Genomic DNA, 23,741 nt, shown 5'->3' with positions numbered 1-23,741 from the left:
ATCGCACAGAACCGGCCCTTGGACGAGATGAACGATCGCACCTGCATCGTCACCCGCAGGCAGACCGAAGCGGATGAGCTGATCCGCTTCGTCGTCGGCCCGGATTCGGCCGTCGTTCCCGACATCAAGAGAAATCTGCCTGGCCGTGGTTGCTGGGTCACCGCCGACCGCCTACATATCGAGAAGGCAGCGGCGAAGAACCTGTTTGCCCGCGCCTTCAAGGCGCAGGTCACGGTTCCAGCCGATCTCGGCGGCATGGTCGACGGGCTGCTTTCCAGATCCGCTCTGGGCATGCTGGGCCTTGCTCGCAAGGCCGGCGCCGTCGTCCTCGGTGCTGCCAAGGTCGAGAGTTCGGTGCGCGACGGGCAGGCGCTTTTCGTGCTGCACGCGACCGAAGCGTCGGACGATGGCGTCCGCAAAATCAGTCAGGCACGGCGGGCAACCGTCCATCTCGGCGGCCCCGCCATCCTTGCCTACAAACTTTTCCCCGAGGCCGAGTTGAGCTTGGCATTGGGGGGTACAAATGTGATACATGCTGCCGTCCTCGCGCAAGACGCGGGTAAGGCGGTTGAGAAGCGCATAGTTGCGCTCGACCGGTATCGGGGCGGTACCCCGGACGATCTGGCAATGCTTGCGGCCGTTGCTGACGAAGATGATGCCGCAGAGGATATGGAATGAGCGATACGAAATCGGGCGACGACAAGACGTTGAGTGTTACGCCGAAGAAGACCTTGACGCTGAAGCGCCCCGGCATGGAAACGGGCACCGTGCGCCAGAATTTCTCGCACGGCCGTACCAAGTCGGTCGTCGTCGAGACCAAGAAGCGCAAGTTCTCGCTGCCCGGCGACAAGCCGGAGCCGGCGGCACCCGTGTCCGTCTTCACGCCGAAGCCCGTCGCTGCGGCCGCGCCCGTCGTGCAGGAAGCGCCCAAGGAGCCGCCTGCGCCGCCGCGGGAACGCTCCGGCATGGTGCTGAACGAATTGTCGCGCGGCGAAATGGAAGCACGCCGCAAGGCGCTCGAAGGCTCCAAGGCTCGCGAGGTCGAGGATCGCCAGCGCGCCCAGGAAGAGGCCAAGCGCCGCACCGAGGATGAGGAACGCCGGCGCCGCGAGCGCGAGGAATCCGCCCGCCGCCAGGCCGAGGAAGAGGCACGCCTGCAGGCCGAAGCCGAATCCCGCCGCCGTGCCGAGGAAGAGGCCCGCCGCCGCGCCCCGATGGCCGTGGATGTCGCCACCGATGACGAGGAGGCGAAGCCGAGACGCACCGGGGCTGGTCCCGGTTCGCCGGTGCGCCGCCTGGCGACTCCCGAAGTGGCGCGTCCGGCCAAGCCCACCAAGGGCGAGGAAGACCGGCGCCGCGGCAAGCTGACGCTGAACTCGGCGCTGTCGGATGAAGATGCGCGCGCTCGCTCGCTGTCGTCGATGCGGCGCCGCCAGGAAAAATTCAAGCGCGCGATGCACAATGAACCGCGCGAGAAAGTCATGCGCGAAGTGATCCTGCCTGAAACCATCACCATACAGGAGCTGGCGCAGCGTATGTCCGAGCGCGCCGTGGACGTGGTCAAGTTCTTCATGAAGCAGGGCCAGATCATGAAGCCGGGCGACGTCATCGACGCCGACACGGCCGAACTGGTCGCCACCGAATTCGGCCACACCGTGCGCCGCGTCGCCGAGTCCGACATCGAGGAAGGCCTGTTCAACATCGCCGACCGTCCGGAAGACCTGGTGTCGCGTCCGCCGGTCGTGACCATCATGGGCCATGTCGACCACGGCAAGACCTCGCTGCTCGACGCGATCCGCAACGCCAATGTGGTCTCCGGCGAAGCCGGCGGCATCACCCAGCATATCGGCGCCTACCAGGTCGAGAAGAACGGCCAGAAGATCACCTTCATCGACACCCCCGGCCACGCCGCCTTCACGGCGATGCGCGCCCGCGGCGCCCAGGTGACCGACATCGCCGTGCTGGTGGTGGCCGCCGACGACAGCGTGATGCCGCAGACGATCGAATCGATCAGCCATGCCAAGGCTGCCGGCGTTCCGATCATCGTGGCGATCAACAAGATCGACAAGCGCGATGCCGACCCGCAGAAGGTGCGGGCCGAACTGCTGCGCCACGAGGTCTTCGTCGAATCCATGGGCGGCGAGGTGCTGGACGTCGAAGTTTCGGCGATCAAGGGCACCAACATCGACAAGCTGCTCGAAGCGATCCTTCTGCAGGCCGAAATCCTCGACCTCAAGGCCAATCCGGACCGCACCGCCGAAGGCGTGGTCATCGAGGCGCAACTCGACAAGGGCCGCGGTCCCGTCGCCACCGTGCTGGTCCAGACCGGCACGCTGATGCCGGGCGACATCCTCGTTGCCGGCAACGAATGGGGCCGTGTCCGCGCGCTGGTCAACGATCGCGGCGAGCATGTGAAGGAAGCGCCGCCGGCAATGCCGGTCGAGGTGCTCGGCCTCCAGGGCACGCCGCTGGCCGGCGACCGCTTCGCTGTCGTCAACAATGAGGCCCGCGCCCGCGAGATCACCGAATATCGTCAGCGCCTGGCGCGCGAGAAGGCGGTGGCCAGGCATGCCGGCCAGCGCGGCTCGCTCGAGCAGATGATGTCGCAATTGCAGACGAGCGGGCTGAAGGAATTCCCGCTGGTCATCAAGGGCGACGTGCAGGGATCGATCGAGGCGATCAACGCGGCGCTGGAGAAACTCGGCACCGACGAGGTTCGCGCGCGCATCGTCCATGCCGGCGCCGGCGCCATCACCGAAAGCGACGTCTCGCTGGCGGAAACCTCCGGTGCGGCGATCATCGGCTTCAACGTCCGCGCCAATGCGCAGGCGCGTGCAGCCGCGGCCGCCGCCGGCATCGAGATCCGCTACTACTCGATCATCTACAATCTCGTCGATGACGTGAAGGCGGCGCTCTCCGGTCTGCTCTCGCCGGAACGGCGCGAAACCTTCATCGGCAATGCCGAGATCCTCGAGATCTTCGACATCACCAAGGTCGGCAAGATCGCCGGCTGCCGTGTCACCGAAGGCAAGGTCGAGCGCGGCGCCGGCGTACGCCTGATCCGCGACAACGTCGTCATCCACGAAGGCACGCTGAAGACGCTGAAGCGCTTCAAGGATGAGGTGTCGGAAGTGCCGGCCGGCCAGGAATGCGGCATGGCCTTCCAGAACTACGAAGACATGCGTGTCGGCGACGTCATCGAGTGCTTCCGCATCGAGATGGTGACCCGCACGCTCTAAGTGCGAGTATCACGCCGAAACAGACCGGGCGGTGGTCGAGAGACTGCCGCCCAACCCCTTTGAGACATGCGGCATGGTCCTATCCCGCGCCTCACGCTTTCCGGATCGAGAAAATATGCCCCGTCCAACCACTTCAGGCCCCTCCCAGCGCATGCTGCGCGTCGGCGAGCAGGTGCGCCATGCGCTGTCCGAAACCTTGCAGCGCGGCGAGATCATCGATCCGGTTATCGAGAACAGCGTCGTCTCCGTTTCCGAGGTGCGCATGTCGCCGGATCTCAAGATCGCCACCGCTTTCGTCTCGCCGCTCGGCGCGGGCGACGCCGACGCGGTGGTCGAGGCGCTGAACAGCCACGCCAAGTTCGTCCGCGGCCGCGTCTCCGGCGCGCTGCGGCAGATGAAATACATGCCCGAGTTCCGCTTCCGGCTCGATACCTCCTTCGACAATTTCGCCAGGATCAACGAACTGCTGAAGTCGCCCGAAGTGGCGCGCGATCTCGGCCCCGCAGACGAGAACAAGGACGAGGACGAGGACGAGGAATAGTGGCGCGTCGCGGCAAGAAAAAGGGCCGGCCGGTCTCAGGCTGGGTGGTGCTGGACAAGCCGGTCGGCATGGGCTCGACCGAGGCCGTCTCCAAGATCAAATGGCTGTTCCAGGCCGAGAAGGCCGGCCACGCCGGCACGCTCGATCCGCTTGCCTCCGGCATGCTGCCGATCGCGCTCGGCGAGGCGACCAAGACTGTGCCCTACGTGCAGGACGGCGCCAAAGTCTACCGCTTTGCCGTCGCCTGGGGCGAGGAGCGCTCGACCGACGACCTCGAAGGTCCGGTGACCAGGAGCTCGGACCGCCGCCCGGCGGAAGCCGAGGTGAGGGCGCTGCTGCCGAAATACACCGGCATCATCATGCAGACGCCGCCGCAATTCTCGGCCATCAAGATATCGGGCGAGCGCGCCTATGACCTCGCCCGCGACGGCGAGACGGTCGATATTCCCGCGCGCGAGATCGAGATCGGCCGCCTCGAAATGGTCGAACACGGCGTCGACCGCTCGATCTTCGAGGTCGAATGCGGCAAGGGCACCTATGTGCGCTCGCTGGCGCGCGACATGGGCCGCGACCTCGGCTGTTTCGGCCACATCGCCGAACTGCGCCGCGTCGAGGTCGAGCCGTTTACGCCCGAGGATTTGGTGACCGTCGCCGAACTCGAGGCGGCCCGCTTCGACGGCGAGGAAGGCAGTGCGGCCACGGGGGCGACTGATCACCCGGCCGATTTCAGCGCCATCGACGCGCTGCTCGTCGACACCGCGGTTGCGCTCGATTGCCTGCCGCAGATCGCGGTCAGCGACGACGCGGCGACCAAGATCCGGCTCGGCAATCCGGTCATCATCCGCGGCCGCGACGCGCCGGTCGAGGCCGAGGAGGCTTGCGCCACCGCGCGCGGCAAGCTCGTCGCCATCGGCGCCGTCGAGCAGGGCATGTTCAAGCCCAAGCGTGTCTTTACCGGCTAAGTTCCACCTAACATCTTGAATTCGCGCATGATCTGTCCGCAAACCAATACCGGTTGCAAGGCCCATGCGCTAATCTCGGTGGGGAATCGGGTGAAGGCACATGGCAAAGGCTGATACCGCCAGGAAACGGGCGCCGCTGAAAACCCGACGGCCACCTGTCGGTGCGTCGCCCGGCACACTGATCGCCGACCCGGGAGCGCGGCGCAGCGAGCTCAGGCTGACACTGATCTCGCCGGAAAAATTCAAGACCATCGACAACGCCAGCATCGACGACCTCAACACCCATTGCCACAGCTGGCCTGTCGTCTGGCTGGACTGCACCGGGCTTGCCAACATTCAGCTGATCGAAGAGATCGGCCGGATTTTCAACCTGCATCCGCTGGCGCTGGAGGATGTCGTCAACACCGGCCAGCGGCCGAAGGTGGACTTCTTCGAGGATCATGCCTTTGTCGTCATGCGCATGATCGACGATGTGACGGCGCATCGCTACGAGCAGATCTCGCTGTTCTTCGGCAAGACTTTCGTCGTCACCTTCCAGGAGCGCGAGGGCGACCCGTTCGACCCCGTGCGCAAGCGCATCGCCAGCGCCATGCCCAACCGGTTGCGCTCGCGCAATGCCGACTACCTCGCCTATGCGCTCATCGACGCCATTGTCGACAGCTACTTCCCGCCGATCGAGGCGGCGAGCGAGCTGGTCGACGGCATCGAGGACCAGATGCTCAACACGCCGCACAAGCATCAGATGCGGCAGCTGCACGAGTTGCGCCGCGACGCCAATGTGCTGAAGGGTGTGCTGTGGCCGATGCGCGATGCGCTGGCGACGCTGATCCGCAACGACGTGTCCTTCGTCAAGGCCGAGACGAAGATATTCGTCAACGACACGCTCGACCATGCGCTGCGGCTGATCGAGCTGGTCGAGAACCAGCGCGACATGCTGACCGGCCTGATCGAGATGCATCTGTCGCTGACCCAGGCGCGCACCAACGACGTCATCTCCTATCTGACGATCGTCTCGGTGATCTTCATGCCGCTCACCTTCCTCGTCGGCGTCTGGGGCATGAATTTCGACCCCGGCACCTCGCCCTGGAATATGCCGGAGCTGAAGGCCTATTACGGCTATCCGGCGGCACTGGTGTTCATGGCAATTGTCGCCGTCGGGCTCGTCGCTTTCTTCAAATGGAAGAAGTGGTTGTAGCAGAACGCAAAATCCGCGATTTCGGCCGCGCCGGCCTGCGACAAAGCCGGCTTGTGAATTATGCTGGTGTTTTGTCCGGAATTGCACTATATGCGCCGCAGCTTCGCGCCCTGACGCGTTGCTCGCACTGGCCCCTGCTGGACGACATCCCGGCTGTGGGCGTCCCGTTTCCTCGAACAGATAAGGAAAAGCACGATGTCGGTTACTGCCGAGCGCAAGAAGGAATTGATGGCTGAATTTGCAACTGCAAAGGGCGATACCGGGTCTCCGGAAGTCCAGGTTGCCATCCTTTCCGAGCGCATCAAGAACCTGACGGACCACTTCAAGGACCACAAGAAGGACAACCATTCCCGCCGTGGTCTGCTCGCTCTCGTCTCCCAGCGCCGCAGCCTGCTTGATTATCTCAAGCGCAAGGATGACGCGCGCTACCAGACGCTGATCGAGAAGCTCGGTCTCCGTCGCTGACGAATTGACCGGCGGGCTCTCCTCGGAGGGTCCGCCGGTCGCGCATTGGCGCATCGGAAGGTCTGGTGCGCAGATGCTGGAAGTGGAGCGCGAACGCGCTCCGGGAATTCGCATTCGCGCCGGGCGCGGTCCGAAAACACGGGTTTTCGGCGTCATGCGCGAGGCCGGCCGAGCGGTCGGCCAGACCCGGTTCCGGGAGTGCAGAGGGCCACTCGGAGCCAACCCATGGACGGTCATGGGGCAGGATTGCAGGACGCTCGCTTGGCTTTTGAGGCCGGACCATTCGAGCTTCCCGTTGTCTTGCCCGTGGCTGCCCGAGAAGGAAGCCAGGGAAGGGATAAGCGCAACCGTCAAGACGGTGCGGCCTTTCCGCATATGAAGGACAAGATATGTTCAATCACCACAAAGTGGAAATCGAATGGGGCGGCCGTCCGCTCATCCTGGAAACCGGCAAGATCGCGCGCCAGGCTGACGGCGCGGTGCTCGCCACCTACGGCGAGACCGTGGTTCTGGCCACCGTCGTTTCGATGAAGGAGCCAAAGCCTGGCCTCGATTTCTTCCCGCTCACCGTCAACTACCAGGAAAAGACCTATGCCGCCGGCAAGATCCCGGGCGGCTATTTCAAGCGCGAGGGCCGTCCGAGCGAGAAGGAAACATTGGTTTCCCGCCTGATCGACCGCCCGATTCGTCCGCTCTTCGCCGACGGCTACAAAAACGACACCCAGATCGTCGTCACCGTCGTCCAGCATGATCTCGAGAACGATCCGGACATCCTGTCGATCGTCGCCACGTCGGCGGCCCTGACGCTCTCCGGCGTGCCCTTCATGGGCCCGATCGGCGGCGCCCGCGTCGGCTACATCAACGGCGAATATGTGCTCAACCCGCATATCGACGAGATGGAGGAATCCAAGCTCGACCTCGTTGTCGCCGGCACTACCGACGCCGTACTGATGGTCGAATCCGAGGCCAAGGAGCTCAGCGAGGAGCTGATGCTCGGCGCCGTCATGTTCGGCCACAAGGGCTTCCAGCCGGTGATCGAGGCGATCATCAAGCTGGCCGAGGTCGCCGCCAAGGACCCGCGCGACTTCACCGCGCCCGACTATTCCGAGCTCGAAGGCGAGATGCTGAAGATCGTCGGCGACGAGCTGCGCGACGCCTACAAGATCACCGACAAGCAGAAGCGCTATGCCGCCGTCGATGCCGTCAAGGCGAAGGTCAAGGCTGCATTCGCGCCCGCCGAAGGCGAGGATGCGAAGTACACGTCCGAGCAGATCGGCAGCGTGTTCAAGGAGCTCCAGGCCAAGGTCGTGCGCTGGAACATCCTCGACACCGGCTCGCGCATCGATGGCCGTGACCTCAAGACCGTCCGCAAGATCGTCTCCGAAGTCGGCGTCCTGCCGCGCACCCACGGTTCGTCGCTGTTCACCCGCGGCGAGACCCAGGCGCTGGTCGTCGCAACGCTCGGCACCGGCGAGGACGAGCAGTATGTCGATTCCTTGACCGGCATGTACAAGGAGAAGTTCCTCCTTCACTACAACTTCCCTCCCTACTCGGTCGGTGAAACCGGCCGCATGGGTTCGCCGGGCCGCCGCGAAATCGGCCATGGCAAGCTCGCCTGGCGCGCCATCCGGCCGATGCTGCCGACCGCCGACCAGTTCCCCTACACGCTGCGCGTCGTCTCGGAGATCACCGAGTCCAACGGCTCGTCGTCGATGGCCACCGTCTGCGGCACCTCGCTGGCGCTGATGGATGCCGGCGTGCCGCTGGCAAAGCCTGTCGCGGGCATCGCCATGGGCCTGATCAAGGAAGGCGAGCGCTTCGCGGTGCTCTCCGACATCCTTGGTGACGAGGATCATCTCGGCGACATGGACTTCAAGGTCGCCGGCACCGCCAACGGCATCACCTCGCTGCAGATGGACATCAAGATCGACGGCATCACCGAGGAGATCATGCAGGTCGCGCTCGGCCAGGCCAAGGACGGCCGTCTGCATATCCTCGGCGAAATGGCGCATGCGCTGTCCGGCGCGCGTGCCGAGCTCGGCGAGTTCGCGCCGCGCATCGAGGTCATGCATATCCCGACCGACAAGATCCGCGATGTCATCGGCTCCGGCGGCAAGGTGATCCGCGAGATCGTCGAGAAGACCGGCGCCAAGATCAACATCGAGGACGACGGCACGGTCAAGATCGCTTCGTCGAACGCCAAGGAGATCGAGGCGGCGAGGAAATGGATCCACACCATCGTCGCCGAGCCGGAAGTCGGCGAGATCTACGAAGGCACCGTCGTCAAGACCGCCGACTTCGGCGCGTTCGTCAACTTCTTCGGCCCGCGCGACGGTCTCGTCCACATCTCGCAGCTCGCCAATGAGCGCGTTGCCAAGACCTCGGACGTCGTCAAGGAAGGCGACAAGGTCTGGGTCAAGCTGATGGGCTTCGACGAGCGCGGCAAGGTTCGCCTGTCGATGAAGGTCGTCGACCAGGCGACCGGCAAGGAAATCGTGCGCGAGAAGAAGGCCGACGGCGAGGAAGACGCCGCCTGATCGGTCTGACCGGGTGAATTGAAACGGGCGCGCCGCGAGGTCGCGCCCGTTTTGTTTGAAGGACTGCGCGAATGTCCGCAGAACCGCTCAAGACACTGTTCCACCCCTTCGAGGCCGAGGCGCTGCCCCTGCCGCAAGAGGGCGCGCGCATTCTCTTTCTTGGCGCCGAACCCGGTTTCCGTTTGCCCGAAGGCTTCGATGCGTCCCTTCATCTGGTGCAAGGCTTCCGGCCATATTTCCGTGCCCTGCAAGCCAATGGCCATGAGGTCACCCCGCAAGCGGAAGGCTCGGCCTTCGATGCGGCATTTATCCTCGCCGGCCGCCACCGCGGCCAGAACGAGCTGCGCATAGCAGAGGCCATAGAACGTGTCGCCCCGGGCGGGCTGATCGTGGTTGCCGGCGGCAAGGACGACGGCATCGACAGCCTGCGCAGGCGCATCGATGCGTTGGCGGCGCTCGAAGCTCACCTGCCGAAACATCATGGCGTCGCCTTCTGGTTCCGCCGGGCAGGTTCCGAGGCGGCTGCGGCGCTTCGCGCGGCCAATCCCGATGGGGTTGTCGAGGGCCGTTTCCGCACCGCGCCCGGCATGTTTTCGTTCGACCGGATCGATGCCGGGTCGAAACTGCTGGCGGACAATCTTCCAACCGACCTGCGCGGCGGCGTTGCCGATTTCTGTTCCGGCTGGGGCTATCTGGCCTCCGAGATCGCAGCGCGTTCCCCCGGCATTTCGGCACTCGATCTCTACGAGGCCGACTTCGCGGCGCTCGAAGCGGCCAAGGCCAACCTTGACGCTGCCGGTCTATCGGTCGCGAGAAATTTCTTCTGGATCGACCTGCTCACCGAGGCGGTCGAGCGGCGCTATGATACGGTCGTCATGAACCCGCCCTTTCACAGCGGCCGGGCGGCCGAGCCGGGCATCGGCGCCGGCATGATCCGTGCGGCGGCAAAAGCGCTGAAACCGGGCGGGCGGCTGTTCATGGTCGCCAACCGCCAGCTTCCTTATGAAGAGGTGCTGGCGACAGCCTTTTCCAGCCATGCCGAAATCGCCCGCGACGGCATGTTCAAGGTGTTGTCGGCGCGCCGGTAAGCGGGGACGACTTGCTTATTGCAGACTGACGATGCGTGCCGGCTGGCGTGTGCCATGGGCGACGCGCGCCTGGCCGCGTTCAACCTTGAGCGGTGCCGGCCGGCCGAACAGATAACCTTGCACCAGTTCGCAGCCAGCCGCGCGCAGCATCGTGGCCTGGTTCTCGGTCTCGACACCTTCGGCGATGATGCCGACGCCCAGCGCCCGCGACAATCCCACGATGGTCGAGACCACCGCGCCCGAGCTGGAATCGGTATCGATGCGGCTGACGAAGGAGCGGTCGATCTTCAGCTTGCCGAACGAGAAATCGATCAGGTAGCTCAGATTGGAATACCCGGTGCCGAAATCGTCGACCGCCACCGAGATGCCCATATCGGCGAGCTGCTGCAGGATGATGGCCGCGCGGTCGCGGTCCTGCATCATCGCCGTCTCGGTGACCTCCAGCTCCAGCCGCGACGGCTTGATGCCGGTCGATGCTATCGTCGCGCGCACGATGCCGACGAAATCCTTGGTCATGAACTGAACCGGCGAGATGTTGACCGCGACGAAGCAATCCTCCGGCAGGAAGCGGGCATCGCTGCAGGCCTTGCGCAGCACCCATTCGCCGATCGGGTTGATCATGCCGGTTTCCTCGGCGATCGGAATGAACTCCATCGGCGGGATCATGCCGCGTTCCGGGTGCTTCCAGCGTATCAGCGCCTCGTAACCGACGACCCGCGCGCTCGGCAGGTCGAACTGCGGCTGGTAATGAAGATCGAAATCGCCTCGGTCGAATGCGGTCTTCAGCTCGGACTCGATCCATTGCCGGTAGTCCGCCACCCGCCCCATGTCGGCATGGAACACCGACCAGTTGCCGATGCCGCTGGCGCGCGCATTCTGCAGCGCCAGGTTTGAGCGGCGCAGGACAAGGACCGGATCAACGCCGTCCTTAGGCATCGCCACGATGCCGACCGACATGCTGACCGATTGCAGATGCGTCTGCAGCTGATAGGGCTCCATCATGTCGTTGATGAACTTCTCGACGAACGTTTCGAGCGATCCCTTGATCTCGCTGTCGGGCAGCAGCACGGCGAATTCGCCGGCGCCGATGCGCCCGATCACCGCACCCTGCGGCATGTTCTCCGTCAGCCTCCCGGTGAAGACGCGGATTAACTCGTCGCCATTGCTGTAGCCGATGGCATCGTTGATCTGCTTGAAACGATCGATGTCGATGTCGATCAGGAAGACCGGTTCGCCCGTCAGAACCGTCTCCGATGCGGCCTTGGCGATCCTGCCGACCATGGCCGGGCGCGACAACAGGCCGGTCAGCTTGTCGAAATGCGTTTCCTTGAAGACGTAGTCGGCCGATTCATCGACGCCGGCGAAGAAAGACAACGCGGCGCCGCCGGCCGAAAGGGCGCAGAGGGCGGCAATAACGCCCGCCATTGTTTCGGCCGGCATGCCGGCCAGACCGTCGCCGAAGCCGTAACGCAGCCCCCAGAGGCCGAGGATAAAACTGCCCATGCCCGAGCTGGCGACGGTGATCAGCCGGAACAGCGGAGTTCGCTTCGGATTGCTGACAGCAGGCATACAAGGTCCCTGAATTACAGGGCCTTTTAGCGGAAATCTTCTTAAAATGAGTTTCCGCCGATGAATCCAATTTTACTGGAAGGTATTATTTGTAACGGCGAATTATTCGCGGGCGCCGTCGTTCTGCTTCAATTCCTCAAGCGCCGGCATGGAAACGATGTGATAGCCTGAATCGACATAGTGGATCTCGCCGGTGACGCCTGAAGACAGATCGGAGAGCAGATAGAGCGCCGAACCGCCGACCTCGTCGATGGTCACCGTGCGCCGCAGCGGCGAGTTGCGCTGCTGGTAGGAGAACATGTGGCGCGCGTCGGAAACGCCGGAGCCGGCAAGCGTTCGCACCGGTCCGGCCGAGATGCCGTTCACGCGGATGCCGCGCGGGCCGTAATCGTTGGCCAAATAGCGCACGCTGGCCTCGAGTCCGGCCTTGGCGACGCCCATGACGTTGTAGTTCGGCATCACCCTGACTGACCCGGCATAGGTCAGCGTGATCATCGAGCCGCCCTTCGCCATCAGCGCGGCGGCATTGCGGGCGACCTCGGTGAAGGAATAGCAGGAGATCACCATGGTGCGCACGAAGTTGTCGCGGCTGGTGTCGGCGTAGAGGCCCTTGAGCTCGTTCTTGTCGGAAAAGCCGATGGCGTGGACGACGAAATCGAGCTCGCCCCAGGCCTTGCCGAGCGTCTCGAACGTCGCGCTGACCGAGACGCTGTCCTCGACGTCGCAAGGCACGACGAGCGAGGCGCCGAGCTTTTCGGCAAGCGGCTTGACCCTGCGCCCGAACGCGTCGCCCTGGTACGTAAAGGCAAGCTCAGCCCCGTGCTCGGACAGTTTCCTGGCGATCCCCCAGGCGATCGAATGATCGTTGGCAACACCCATGACAAGCCCGCGCTTGCCCTTCATCAGCCCGTCCATGCCCGGCAATCCTTGTTAAAAAACGCTGGCCTATGCGGAATAGCGCTGGAAAATCAGCGTTGCGTTGGTGCCACCGAAACCGAAGGAATTGGACAAAACGGTGTCGATCCTGGCGTCGTCGATGCGCTTGCGCACGATCGGCATGCCCTCGAATTCCGGATCGAGCTCCTCGATATGGGCGCTCTCGCCGATGAAGCCGCCCTGCATCATCAGGATCGAATAGATCGATTCCTGTACGCCGGCCGCGCCCAGCGAATGGCCGGTAAGCGACTTGGTCGAAGTGATGAACGGCATCTTGTCGCCGAACACCTCGCGGATGGCGCCCATTTCCCTGGAATCACCGACCGGCGTCGAGGTGCCGTGGGTGTTGATGTAGTCGACCGGCGAGGAGACGGTGGCAAGCGCCTGCCGCATGCAGCGGACAGCGCCTTCGCCCGACGGCGCGACCATGTCGTAGCCGTCGGAGGTCGCGCCATAGCCGACGATCTCGGCATAGATCTTGGCGCCGCGCGCCTTGGCATGCTCCAGCTCTTCCAGCACCAGCACGCCGGCGCCGCCGGCAATGACGAAGCCGTCGCGGTTGACGTCATACGCGCGCGATGCAGTGGATGCCTTGTCGTTGAACTTCGAGGACATCGCGCCCATGGCGTCGAACAGGTCCGACATCGTCCAGTCGAGATCCTCGTGGCCGCCGGCAAAGACCATGTCCTGCTTGCCCCATTGGATCAGCTCGTAACCGTTGCCGATGCAATGCGCCGAGGTCGAGCAGGCCGACGAGATCGAGTAGTTGACGCCGTGGATCTTGAACCATGTGGCAAGCGTCGCCGAGGCCGTCGACGACATCGCCTTCGGCACGGCGAACGGGCCGATGCGCTTCGGGCTGCCGTTCTTGAGCGTGGTTTCGGCGGCCTCCACGATGGTGCGGGTCGACGGTCCGCCCGAACCCATGACGATGCCGGTGCGCTCGTTGGTTATGTCGCTCTCGCCGAGCCCGGCGTCGGCGATCGCCTGGTCCATGGCAACATGGTTCCAGGCAGCGCCCTGGCTCAGGAAGCGCATGGCGCGGCGATCGATCATCGCCGACGGGTCGAGCGTCGGCGCGCCCCACACCTGGCAGCGGAAGCCGTGCTCGGCGAAGGAATTGGAGAAGCTGATGCCGGATCTGGCATCGTGAAGCGAGGTCTGCACCTCATTGGCATTGTTGCCGATCGACGACACGATGCCTAGGCCTGTCACAACGACCCGTCTCATTCGCAACTCCTTCCAGCGTATTTCCCGAGGACCGTAATCGGTTTTGGCCAGGGTTCATACGCAAAATAAACAGCTGACGGCACCCTTTCCCCTCCGTTGGGACTCGAGCGCCGTGGCGAAAAACGGTCAGGCGGCTGGCTGCTTGGACAGGCCGACCTTCAGATCCGTTGCTGCGTATATGGGTTCGCCGTCCGCCTTGAGCCAGCCATCGGCGATGCCGAGCACCAGGCGCCCGCGCATCACGCGCTTGAAGTCGACGCCATATTCGACTTTCTTGACCGAAGGCGTCACCATGCCCTTGAATCTGACTTCGCCGGTCGACAGCGCCATGCCCTTTCCCGGCTCGCCGAGCCAGCCGAGATAGAAGCCGGTCAATTGCCACATGGCGTCGAGGCCGAGGCAGCCCGGCATGATCGGATTGCCGATGAAATGGCAGGCGAAGAACCACAGGTCCGGCTTGATGTCGAATTCGGCGCGGATGAAACCCTTGTCGAAGGCGCCGCCGGTCTCGCTGATCTCGGTGATGCGGTCGAACATCAGCATCGGCGGGTAGGGCAGCTGGGCGTTGCCCGGTCCGAACAGCTCGCCGCGGGCGCAGGCAAGCAGTTCCTCGTAATCATAGCTGGACTTTTGACCCGCCATCTATTCTGACCCCGTGTTCGTCCCGGGCGGCAGGGCGCCCATTTTCGCTGGTTTCCTAACACACTCTGTTTGTGGCCGGAAACCGGCGTTTGCGCTTAACCCGTGCGCCTGCCGGGGTCAATGCGCGCTATTGATCGCATTCGGGCGACAGAATATATGTCGGGTGGCGTTCGTTTTTGGCTTTTGACGTTTTTTCGCCATTGCGGACCTGTTTAGAGGGGCTGGGCCACAAGCTTCGACGGGATAGATGGATTCGGGCTGCCGGAAGGAAATAGTCACTGTGGACAAGCGGGTTCGCGAAGCCGGCCTGAGGCCGACACGCCAGCGCATCGCGCTGGCCGATCTGCTTTTCGCCAAGGGCGACCGCCATCTGTCGGCCGAGGAATTGCACGAGGAGGCGATCGCCGCCGGGGTGCCCGTTTCGCTGGCCACCGTGTACAACGCCCTCCACCAGTTCACCCAGGCCGGCCTGCTGCGCATCCTCGCGGTCGAGGGGTCGAAAACCTATTTCGACACCAACACGTCCGACCACCATCATTTCTATATCGAAGGCGAGAACAGGATTTTCGATATCGCCGGCGGCCCGGTGAGCGTCTCCAACCTGCCGGACCCCCCGGAAGGCATGGAAATCGCCAATGTCGACATTGTGGTGAGGCTCCGCCCCAAGAGCCGCGATTGATCTGCCTGCGATGCGCCCCGTCGACCTTGTGATACGACTCGAATGGCTTGCCGCCACTGTCGCGGCCGTCGTTTTTTATGCGGCGACCGGCGTGTCCTGGTGGCTGTTTGCGCTGCTCATCCTGGCGCCGGATCTCTCGATGCTGGGTTATCTGGCCGGACCGCGCGTCGGTGCGATCGCCTACAATGCCTTCCACACGCTGATCTTTTCGCTTGCCCTGCTGCTCGCGGGCAGCCCGCTTGCCAGCTCAACCACCACCGCTGTCGCACTGATCTGGCTTGCCCACATCGCCATCGACCGGGCGCTGGGATATGGTCTAAAGTTGTCCACGGGTTTTCAGGACACCCATCTCGGCCGCATCGGTCGCGAGCGCGCTGGCGCGGTCCGATAGGGGCCCTAGTTCTTGACCTTCTCGCCCGGATAAGCGCCCCAGACCTGCGACTGGGCGATCCAGCCGGTATGACCATCGAAGGTCATTTCGCACCATTGGCCATCGCACTTCTTGATGGCGCCCATAACGCCCGGCTCGAGGATAGCGACGACGCCGGCATCCTTATCGGGATCGTCGAGCAGATTGATTCGGTTGCCCTTGCTGCGCTGCCACGGCGCGACGATCGCCGTGCGGCGGCCGGAGAGAAGCGACTGATTGATCCAGCCCTCGGAGCCATCGGCATCGCGCACGCGGCGCCAGGTGTCGAACTCCTGGATGATTTCCATCGGCAGCCCGGCCTTCATGTACATCCAGTCGACGGAGTAATTGGCGCCGGGGCCGACGCGCGAGTTGACGCGGCCGGACTTCAGACTGACGAAGCGCGGCAGCGGCAGGCCGCTCGGTCCCAGCGTCACTGTTTGCGCGGGCGCGGCCGCCGCGCTTTGCGCCGAGGCCTGCGGCGCACAAATGAGCGCGCCGAGAGCGGCTGCGCTGAAGGCCAGGCGAAGCGACGCGAAAGCAGACACTTTCATTCCTTTCGGCGCCTGCCGTCGGCAGGAGCGCCCCTTTTTCTTTGTCTTCGGCGGCACCGCTTGTTACAGGAGTGGGCTGATACCGCGACTGGCTACAAGTTTCGCTTGTCTTGGTTAAAGAGGTCTCAACGAGATCGCCTTCGAGGAAGCTTCGGGAATAAAATGGCAGGCAAGAAAAGGCCCCTCGTCGTCATAACGCGCAAGCTGCCCGATCCGGTCGAAACCCGCATGCGCGAGCTGTTCGACGCGCGGCTGAATGTCGAGGACCGGCCGATGACGCAGCCGGAGCTGGTCGCCGCCGTCAAGGAAGCCGATGTGCTTGTCCCGACCATCACCGACCATATCGACGCGGCGCTGATCGCCCAGGCCGGCGAGAACCTCAAGCTGATCGCCAATTTCGGCAACGGCGTCGACAAGATCGATGTGGCGGCGGCGGCCAAGAAGGGCGTCACCGTCACCAACACGCCGAATGTGCTCACCGAGGACACCGCCGACATGACGATGGCGCTGATGCTGGCGGTGCCGCGGCGGCTGGCCGAAGGCGCCAATGTGCTCACCGGCGACAGGAAATGGGCCGGCTGGTCGCCGACCTGGATGCTCGGCCGGCGCATCTGGGGCAAACGTCTCGGCGTCGTTGGCATGGGCCGCATCGGCACGGCGGTTGCCAGGCGCGCCAAGGCGTTCGGCCTGTCGATCCACTACCACAACCGCCACCGCGTGCTGCCGGCGGTCGAGGAGGAACTGGAAGCGACCTATTGGGAAAGCCTCGACCAGATGCTTGCCCGCATGGACATCATCTCGGTCAACTGCCCCTCGACGCCGGCGACCTTTCACCTGCTTTCGGCGCGGCGCCTGGCGCTGATGCAGCCCTCTGCCTACATCGTCAACACCGCGCGCGGCGACATCATCGACGAGGAATCGCTGATCAAGCTTATCCAGGACGGCAAGATCGCCGGCGCCGGGCTCGATGTCTACGAGCATGAGCCGGCGCTCAATAGCAAACTCTTGAAGCTCGCTCACAAGGGCAAGGTCGTGCTTTTGCCGCATATGGGCTCGGCGACACTCGAAGGCCGCATCGACATGGGCGAGAAGGTGATCATCAACATCCGCGCCTTCTTCGACGGCCACCGCCCGCCGGATCGCGTGCTGCCGCTGCGGACCTGAGCTTTTTTCACCTGGCGATGAGGGCGCCGTCCTCGGTGACCGTCAAAGTCCTTCCGCGATAGGTCTCGAACAGGTTTCGAGCCAGCTGGACCGCCATCGGCGTCTCCCAGCCCATTTCCCTGGCGACGATCAGCCCGAGCAAAAGGATCGCATCAGGCTCGTGCAGCACGAGCGCCGCCGGCGCGTGACCGCTGTGGACAAGCTCCATCAGCACGGCCGATGCGGACGACGAACCGATGGTGCCCGGCAGGAACAGCACGCGGCCGGATATGCTTTGCCCATGCTGCGGATGGCGGACGTCGGCAATCCGGCCGCTCTTGGCATCGACGCCGCCCCAGAAGCTGATCGGCGCCGTCAGCACCAGCGCTTCGCCCGCGCCGGCCTTGCCTGGAACCAGGATTTCCGCGGTCGCGCTCATGCCGCTATATCCGTGAATACCGGCCTGCCAAGCACTGCGCTCTCAACACAGTCGGCGAGCGAGGCGTAAAGCACCGCATAGCCGGTATTTCCCGGCGCGTAATGCGCGAACTTTCCCGAGTTGGTCATCAAGGTGCCGCCGGCAAGGTCCGGCATGATCGGCGTCACCACCACGCAGGTGTCGGCGACGATGATGACCCCGCATGCCTCGAGCGCCTTGCGCCGACCGCTCTGCTCGATCGCGGGCAGCACATGGCGGCCGGTGCAGGCATAGATCGGCACGCCGAGACGCCGTCCGGCGATCAATCGCTCCAGCAGCTCGAATTCGGCAAGCGACAGATGCGGGCTGCCGATCGCCACGGCATCGATTGTCGGCGGCGTCGCGGCGGTCGACAGGCCGGCGCGCGCCTTCGCCGTCATCTCAGGCGTGACGCGGATCACCGTCTCCGGTTTTGCGTCGGCAAGGATGCTCCGGGCGTCGGGTGCCTCGGGCGTCACGCCGGCAATGTGGAAGAGGCCGACTGCGCCGGATGATGCTGCGGCGGCGCCGAAGGCCTTCAGCGCGTCCTCGCCAGGATGATTGGCCACGCCTGTGACGACACCGATCGTATTGCCCACCTCGCGGCCGTAGAGGCTGCCCAGCACCGGCCAGGCGATCTCGGAGCCGAGGAAGGAGGCCGGAAGCCCCGAGACGTCGAACACCAGCCGCGCCCGCCGGTTCTCGGCACGATGCAGGCCATAGTCGGGCGCGCGGCCGGTGATGGCGCAGGCTATGTCGAGGAAATCGCCGTAGCGGTTGGTGCGCGCGCCCAGCACCGAGTTGCAGAACACCACCGCGTTCGATTCGCCCCACGCGACGTCGCTGCCCTGCGCCGGCCGGTGCCCGGCCTGATAGGGCGCGCAGGTCCAGCTCTGCTCGCAGCCGAGCTTGCGATAGGCTTCCGTCATTCGCCGCGCCATGCCGCGCTGCGGCTCTTCCAGGCGGACGCGCGAGCAGCCCATGAGGTCGAGCGCGCCGACATTGAGCGTCGAGCGCACCGCGACTTTTGCGCCGCCCACGACCAGCCGCTCGGCAAACAGCGTGCCGGAATCGCCGTGGTAAAGCGCCCCATCGATGTGCGCCGAGGCGATCGGGATCAGCCGCGGCGCGCCGAGCAGGCGGCCGCTTTCGGCAACGATGCGCATCGCCATCGCCGCGCCGTCGTTCCCGGCTGCAATTGCCTGTTCTTCGGCACTGAGCACAAGACTCACGGCAGCACCTTGCGCATGGTGATTGAGATCGGCCGTTCCATGCGCTCAGACCGCCTTGTAGCGGATGGTGTCGAAGCGGGCGGTCAGTGCATCGTAAAGCAGCAGCCGCCCGACCAGCGGCTCGCCGATGCCGGCAATCAGCTTGATCGCTTCCATGGCCTGCAGCGTGCCGATGACGCCGGTCAGCGCGCCGACAATGCCGGCGACGGCGCAGGACGGCACCAGTCCCTCCGGCGGCGCTTCCGGGAAAAGGTCGCGATAGCTCGGATTGGGTATGCCGTCGGTGCCCGTCTCGAACGGTTTCAGCACTGTCACCGAGCCGTCGAAGCGGCCGACCGCGGCGTGCACCAGGGGCTTCTTTTCCGCAGCGCAGGCATCGGCCACCGCATAGCGCGTCTCGAAATTGTCGGAGCCGTCGACGACGATATCGTAGCGGGCGACGAGGGCAGGGGCGTTTTGCGCCGTCAGCCTGAGGCGGTGCAATTCCACCGCGACATTGGGATTGATGCGCATGATCGCCGCCGAGGCGCTGTCGGTCTTGGCTATGCCGATCGCGTCGCTGTCATGGATCACCTGCCGCTGCAGGTTCGACAGCGAAACGGTGTCGCTATCGACGATGCCGAGCGTGCCGACGCCGGCTGCTGCGAGATATTCGAGCACCGGCGCGCCCAGCCCGCCGGCGCCGATGACCAGCACACGTGCGCGCTTCAGTTTCTGCTGGCCGGCGCCGCCAATCTCGGGCAGCACGATGTGGCGGGCATAGCGCTCGAGCTCTTCGTCGGTGAGGGCGGCCTCGGTCATAGGCGGACCATATAGCGGGTAGCAAACCTTGTCATGCGCCGGCAGGTGGCGACGCGCCCTGAGCCCGTCAAGACTTTCAGCCGGTCGGCTCGACGCTGCCATGATCGACCGTCAGGAATTGCGCTCTGCCGGCAAGGCTGGAAAACAGCGCCGCGTCGGTGCCGGTCATGAAGGCCTGGCAGTTCAGTTCTTCCAGGATCGAGAACAACGCCGCGCGCCGGCCGCTGTCCAGATGCGCGGCGATCTCGTCGAGCAAAAGGATCGGCGTCAGGCCCGACATCTCGCCGGTCAGCCTTGCATGCGACAGCACGATGCCGACCAGCAATGCCTTCTGCTCGCCGGTCGAGCAGAGCTCGGCCGGCATCGACTTCGGCCGGTGCCGCACCATCAGGTCGGAGCGATGCGGGCCGTCGAGCGTGCGGCCGGCGGCGCGGTCGCGCTCGCGGCCGTTGGCAAGTGTCGCCCGGTATCGTTCCTCGACATCGACCGCCGGGGCAAAGGCGATCTCGCTCTCCAGCTCGCCGGATAGGCTGATATCGGCCTGGGGAAACGGGCCGCTGCCCGGCAGCCTGTCGATCATGGCGGCGAGCAGCCGCACCAGTTCCGTTCGCGCTGCCGCGATCGCCACCCCGGTTTCGGCCATCTGCGTCTCGATCGCATCGAACCAGGCGCCGTCACGCGAGCCTTCCGTAAGCAACCGGTTACGGCCACGCATGGCTTTCTCGTAGTCGATTGCGCGCTGGCCGTGGCCGGGATCGATCGCCAGCACCAGCCGGTCGAGGAAGCGGCGGCGGTCGGCCGCCGGCCCGGGAAACAGCCCATCCATCGCCGGCGTCAGCCAGACGACCCGCAGCCATTCCAGCATGTCCTCGGCCGAGCGCGCCGCGGCACCGTTGATCCGCACCCGCCTGCCGCCTTCTCCGGCGGCATCGCCGCCGGCAACGCCGGTGCCGATCTCGACCTCGCCTTCGGGCCCTTCGATGCGGGCGTGCAGCGCAAAGCCGCCGTCGCCGCCCTCGCGCGCCACATCGGCGTAGGGTGCGCGGCGCAGCCCGCGCCCCGGCGTCAGCAGCGAGATGGCTTCCAGAAGGTTGGTCTTGCCGGCGCCATTGTCGCCGGAGAGCACCACCGCGCCGGCGGCAAGGTCAAGGGAGAGCGTCGCATAATTGCGGAAATTCGTAAGTGTAAGCTTACTTATGTAGCTTTGTTGCCGAAGCTGTTTGGCATCCCCGATCACGGCGGCATGTCTGGCCGGCGCGGGCCTTAGACCCGCATCGGCATCAGCACGTAGAGCGCGGTCTCGTCGGCCATATCGTGGATCAGCGTCGGCGAGCCGGCATCGGCCAGCATGAACTTCGCTTCCGAGCCGGTGAGCTGGGCGGCGACGTCGAGCAGATATTTGGCATTGAAGCCGATCTCGATCGGGTCCGACGAATAGTCGGCTGCCAGTTCCTCGGTGGCGCTGCCCGAATCGGGATTGTTAACGGCAAGCGTCACCTGGCCCTCATTGATCGAAAGCTTCACCGCGCGGCCGCGCTCGGAGGAAATGGTCGAGACGCGGTCGACGGCGGCGGCGAAGCTCTGGCGGTCGATGATCAGCTTCTTGTCGTTGCCGGTCGGAATGACGCGCTGATAGTCGGGGAAGGTGCCGTCGATCAGCTTCGACGTCAAAACGACGCTGCCGATGGTGAAGCGGATCTTGGTGTCCGACAATTCCGTGGTCACCGCCACATCCGGGTCATCGACCAGCTTCTGCAGCTCGCTCACCGTCTTGCGCGGAATGATGATGCCGGGCATGCCCTCCGATCCGGCCGGCGCATCGATCTCGGCGCGCGCCAGGCGATGCCCGTCGGTCGCCACCGAGCGGAGCTTCAGCTTGCCGCCGGCTTCATGCGTGTGCAGGAAGATGCCGTTGAGATAGTAGCGTGTCTCTTCGGTCGAGATGGCAAACTGCGTCTTGTCGATCAGGCCTTTGAGCGCCACCGAATCGAGCCGGAAGATGTGCGAGAAGGATCCCGCCGAGAGTTCCGGGAAATCGGACTGCGGCAGGCACTGCAGGCGGAAGCTGGAGCGGCCCGACGTCACCGTCATCGCGTTGCCGTCCTCGTCCGTCTTCAGCATCACCTCGGCGCCGTCGGAGAGCTTGCGCACGATGTCGTAAAGCAGATGCGCCGGAACCGTCGTCGCCCCGCCGCGCTCGACTTTGGCGGGCGTCGCCTCCGTCACTTCGAGGTCGAGGTCGGTGGCTTTCATTTCGAGGCTGCCGCCTTCGGCGTTGAGCAGCACATTCGACAGGATCGGTATGGTGTTGCGCCGCTCGACCACCCGGTGAACATGGTTGAGGGACTTCAGGAGATTTGACCGTTCCAGGATAACACGCATGACCAAACAGGCTCGCTTCAATGAATGGACGGGTCTCCGGCATGCGGCGCCCGCGAAAGCTCCGAAAAGCTCAGAATCTGTGTAAGCTGATAGTAAAAAACCTGCAAACGCAAGCCCGCGACACCGGTTCCGGCCGGTTGCGCGGGCTTTCTGGGGATAAAGCCGGCGAAGCGCGTCGCGCGACGCGCTTCGCCGTTTTCGGACCGCTCAGGCCTGCTCGTTGATCAGCCTTCTGAGCAGTTCGAGCTCCTGTGCGAGCGTATTGTCGGCGCCGGAAAGATCCTCGATCTTGCGGACCGCGTGCAGCACCGTCGTGTGGTCGCGGCCGCCGAAACGCCGCCCGATTTCCGGCAGCGAGCGTGGCGTCATCACCTTCGACAGATACATCGCCACCTGCCGCGGCTTGACGATGGTGCGCGTGCGCCGGTTGGAGAGCAGTTCGGTCTTCGACACGTTGTAGTGGCGCGCCACGATGCGCTGGATGTCCTCGATGCGTACCCGCTTCGGCTCGCCCGAGCGGTAGATGTGGCCGAGGATCTCGTCGATCCGGTCGATGGTGATCTGCGGCTCGAAGGATTGGCGAAACAAGAGTTGGTTGAAGGCGCCTTCGAGCTCGCGTCCGCTTCCCGTCACCGTGCGCGCGACGTGGTTCAGGATCTCCTCCGAAATGGCGAGCGAGGCGTCGTCGACCTTGGCGGTCGCCAGGCGCAGCTTGAGCATGGCAAGCCGCATGGCGAAATCCGGCGCCGACATTTCAAGCGCCACGCCGCCATTGAGGCGCGAGCGCACGCGAGGCTCCAGCGATTCCAGCTCCGACGGCGGCCGGTCGGCGGCCACCACCACCTGCTTGGCGCTGTCGAGCAGCATGTTGATCAGGTGGCAGAACTCGTGCTGGATCGATTTGCCTTGCAGGAACTGCATGTCGTCGATGATCAGGAGATCGATGTCGCGCAGCTGCTCCTTGAGCGTCAGCGCATTGTTGTCGCGGATGGCGGTGGCGAAGCGCCACATGAAATATTCCGCCGTCAGGTAGACGACGCGCGACTTCGGGTTGTGGCGCAGCGAGTCCGCCGCGATCGCCTGCAGCAGGTGCGTCTTGCCCAGCCCGACGGTCGCGTGAAGGAAGAGCGGGTTGAAACGCACCGCGCTCGACTGCGATTCCGCCACCGCCTTGGCGGCCGCGAAGGCCACCCGGTTCGAGGGCCCCTCGATAAAGGAAGCGAAGGTGTAGCGGGGGTCGAGTGGCGAGCCCAGCACGTTGTGGCGGAACTCGGTCTCCACCGCCGCGCCCGGGCGCGGCGCAGGCGCCCGTTCCACCCGGCCTGCGGTCGCGGTGCCGGCGGCAAGGACGGTCTGTGTCTGTTTGGTCATCTTGCGCGCCGGGGCGATTTCCGGCTCGACATGATTGCGGCCCTGCCGCGTCGCGGTCCGCACGACGATCTCGATCTTGAGAACGTCGGCATCCTCATGCCTCCACAGCTCGGCGATAAGGTCGAGATAGTGGCCGTTGATCCACGACCGCAGGAAGGCGGTGGGCACCGAGATACGGACAATGCCGCGGGACGCCTCGGCAACCTTCATGCGACCGAACCAGCTCGAATAGACTTCCGCCCCAAGACGCGCCTTCAACTGGGCCTTGACCCGTTCGAACTTCTGTTCCGCGTCGCTGGATGCCGCCAT

General features: G+C 64.6%; 21 protein-coding genes and 1 pseudogene. 11 read left to right on the top strand and 11 right to left on the bottom strand.

Features of this window, described 5'->3' with window-relative positions; genetic code table 11:
- The first annotated feature begins 27 nt into the window (after window positions 1–27).
- From FJ974_RS00110 to FJ974_RS00075, 8 genes are all read left to right on the top strand, one after another.
- Window positions 28–678, top strand: a complete 651-nt coding sequence (locus tag FJ974_RS00110) for an RNA-binding protein (protein ID WP_140533399.1) — start codon at window positions 28–30, stop codon at window positions 676–678.
- Window positions 675–3,239 (top strand): translation initiation factor IF-2, encoded by a 2,565-nt coding sequence (gene infB, locus FJ974_RS00105; protein ID WP_140533323.1) that lies wholly within the window; start codon window positions 675–677, stop codon window positions 3,237–3,239. Before FJ974_RS00110 ends, infB begins: the two co-directional genes overlap by 4 nt.
- A 115-nt stretch (window positions 3,240–3,354) precedes the next feature.
- Window positions 3,355–3,780, top strand: coding sequence for a 30S ribosome-binding factor RbfA (rbfA, locus tag FJ974_RS00100; RefSeq protein WP_140533322.1), 426 nt, complete (start codon window positions 3,355–3,357; stop codon window positions 3,778–3,780).
- Window positions 3,780–4,742, top strand: coding sequence for a tRNA pseudouridine(55) synthase TruB (truB, locus tag FJ974_RS00095; RefSeq protein WP_140533321.1), 963 nt, complete (start codon window positions 3,780–3,782; stop codon window positions 4,740–4,742). Before rbfA ends, truB begins: the two co-directional genes overlap by 1 nt.
- A 100-nt stretch (window positions 4,743–4,842) precedes the next feature.
- The gene (gene corA / locus FJ974_RS00090) at window positions 4,843–5,937 is read left to right on the top strand and encodes a magnesium/cobalt transporter CorA (protein ID WP_140533320.1); all 1,095 of its coding nucleotides are present in this window, start codon (window positions 4,843–4,845) and stop codon (window positions 5,935–5,937) included.
- Window positions 5,938–6,132: 195 nt separating this feature from the next.
- The gene (rpsO, locus tag FJ974_RS00085; RefSeq protein ID WP_140533319.1) at window positions 6,133–6,402 is read left to right on the top strand and encodes a 30S ribosomal protein S15; all 270 of its coding nucleotides are present in this window, start codon (window positions 6,133–6,135) and stop codon (window positions 6,400–6,402) included.
- Window positions 6,403–6,791: 389 nt separating this feature from the next.
- Entirely contained in the window at window positions 6,792–8,939 is a 2,148-nt protein-coding gene (gene pnp, locus FJ974_RS00080; RefSeq protein ID WP_140533318.1) for a polyribonucleotide nucleotidyltransferase, read from the top strand.
- Window positions 8,940–9,010: 71 nt separating this feature from the next.
- A complete protein-coding gene (locus FJ974_RS00075) occupies window positions 9,011–10,027 on the top strand; it encodes a class I SAM-dependent methyltransferase (protein ID WP_140533317.1) in 1,017 nt (338 codons plus the stop codon).
- A 15-nt stretch (window positions 10,028–10,042) separates the two neighbouring features.
- Here the strand turns inward: FJ974_RS00075 and FJ974_RS00070 are convergent, their stop codons facing one another.
- From FJ974_RS00070 to fabA, 4 genes are all read right to left on the bottom strand, one after another.
- Complete coding sequence (locus tag FJ974_RS00070; protein ID WP_140533316.1) at window positions 10,043–11,596, bottom strand: putative bifunctional diguanylate cyclase/phosphodiesterase; 1,554 nt, start codon at window positions 11,594–11,596, stop codon at window positions 10,043–10,045.
- A gap of 102 nt (window positions 11,597–11,698) precedes the next feature.
- A complete protein-coding gene (gene fabI / locus FJ974_RS00065) occupies window positions 11,699–12,511 on the bottom strand; it encodes an enoyl-ACP reductase FabI (protein ID WP_140533315.1) in 813 nt (270 codons plus the stop codon).
- 30 nt (window positions 12,512–12,541) lie between these two features.
- Complete coding sequence (gene fabB / locus FJ974_RS00060; RefSeq protein ID WP_140533314.1) at window positions 12,542–13,762, bottom strand: beta-ketoacyl-ACP synthase I; 1,221 nt, start codon at window positions 13,760–13,762, stop codon at window positions 12,542–12,544.
- Between the two features lie 126 nt (window positions 13,763–13,888).
- Window positions 13,889–14,404, bottom strand: a complete 516-nt coding sequence (gene fabA / locus FJ974_RS00055) for a 3-hydroxyacyl-[acyl-carrier-protein] dehydratase FabA (RefSeq protein WP_140533313.1) — start codon at window positions 14,402–14,404, stop codon at window positions 13,889–13,891.
- 247 nt (window positions 14,405–14,651) lie between these two features.
- Here fabA and irrA point away from each other — a divergent pair, with 247 nt between their 5' ends.
- Together irrA and FJ974_RS00045 are read left to right on the top strand one after the other, a co-directional pair.
- Window positions 14,652–15,083 (top strand): iron response transcriptional regulator IrrA, encoded by a 432-nt coding sequence (gene irrA / locus FJ974_RS00050; protein WP_140533312.1) that lies wholly within the window; start codon window positions 14,652–14,654, stop codon window positions 15,081–15,083.
- 10 nt (window positions 15,084–15,093) lie between these two features.
- A complete protein-coding gene (locus FJ974_RS00045) occupies window positions 15,094–15,474 on the top strand; it encodes a DUF4260 domain-containing protein (RefSeq protein WP_140533311.1) in 381 nt (126 codons plus the stop codon).
- Window positions 15,475–15,479: 5 nt separating this feature from the next.
- On the opposite strand, the gene FJ974_RS00040 is transcribed toward FJ974_RS00045, so the two are convergent.
- On the bottom strand, window positions 15,480–16,040 hold the full coding sequence (locus FJ974_RS00040) for an SH3 domain-containing protein (RefSeq protein WP_140533310.1): 561 nt from the start codon (window positions 16,038–16,040) through the stop codon (window positions 15,480–15,482).
- A gap of 168 nt (window positions 16,041–16,208) precedes the next feature.
- On the opposite strand from FJ974_RS00040, the gene FJ974_RS00035 reads away from it, so the two are divergent.
- Entirely contained in the window at window positions 16,209–17,210 is a 1,002-nt protein-coding gene (locus FJ974_RS00035; protein ID WP_140533309.1) for a 2-hydroxyacid dehydrogenase, read from the top strand.
- A gap of 7 nt (window positions 17,211–17,217) precedes the next feature.
- Here the strand turns inward: FJ974_RS00035 and FJ974_RS00030 are convergent, their stop codons facing one another.
- From FJ974_RS00030 to dnaA, 6 genes and pseudogenes are all read right to left on the bottom strand, one after another.
- Window positions 17,218–17,628, bottom strand: coding sequence for an aconitase X swivel domain-containing protein (locus FJ974_RS00030; RefSeq protein ID WP_140533308.1), 411 nt, complete (start codon window positions 17,626–17,628; stop codon window positions 17,218–17,220).
- A complete protein-coding gene (locus tag FJ974_RS00025) occupies window positions 17,625–18,878 on the bottom strand; it encodes an aconitase X (protein WP_140533307.1) in 1,254 nt (417 codons plus the stop codon). The genes FJ974_RS00030 and FJ974_RS00025 overlap by 4 nt, the downstream gene beginning before the upstream one ends.
- Before the next feature lie 45 nt (window positions 18,879–18,923).
- Window positions 18,924–19,679, bottom strand: coding sequence for a molybdopterin-synthase adenylyltransferase MoeB (locus tag FJ974_RS00020; RefSeq protein WP_140533306.1), 756 nt, complete (start codon window positions 19,677–19,679; stop codon window positions 18,924–18,926).
- A 76-nt stretch (window positions 19,680–19,755) separates the two neighbouring features.
- Window positions 19,756–20,913: a DNA replication/repair protein RecF gene (gene recF, locus FJ974_RS00015; protein ID WP_140533398.1), complete on the bottom strand. Its 1,158-nt coding sequence runs from the start codon at window positions 20,911–20,913 to the stop codon at window positions 19,756–19,758.
- A 29-nt stretch (window positions 20,914–20,942) separates the two neighbouring features.
- Window positions 20,943–22,061 carry a DNA polymerase III subunit beta gene (gene dnaN / locus FJ974_RS00010; protein ID WP_140533305.1) on the bottom strand — a complete coding sequence of 373 codons (1,119 nt, stop codon included), beginning with the start codon at window positions 22,059–22,061 and terminating at the stop codon, window positions 20,943–20,945.
- A 210-nt stretch (window positions 22,062–22,271) separates the two neighbouring features.
- Window positions 22,272–23,677, bottom strand: a pseudogene (dnaA, locus tag FJ974_RS00005) (chromosomal replication initiator protein DnaA); the annotation flags it as partial.
- Window positions 23,678–23,741: the final 64 nt, after the last annotated feature.

The organism is Mesorhizobium sp. B1-1-8, assembly GCF_006442795.2.
Lineage (GTDB): Bacteria > Pseudomonadota > Alphaproteobacteria > Rhizobiales > Rhizobiaceae > Mesorhizobium.
This window is presented reverse-complemented; position numbering and strand designations above follow the sequence as displayed.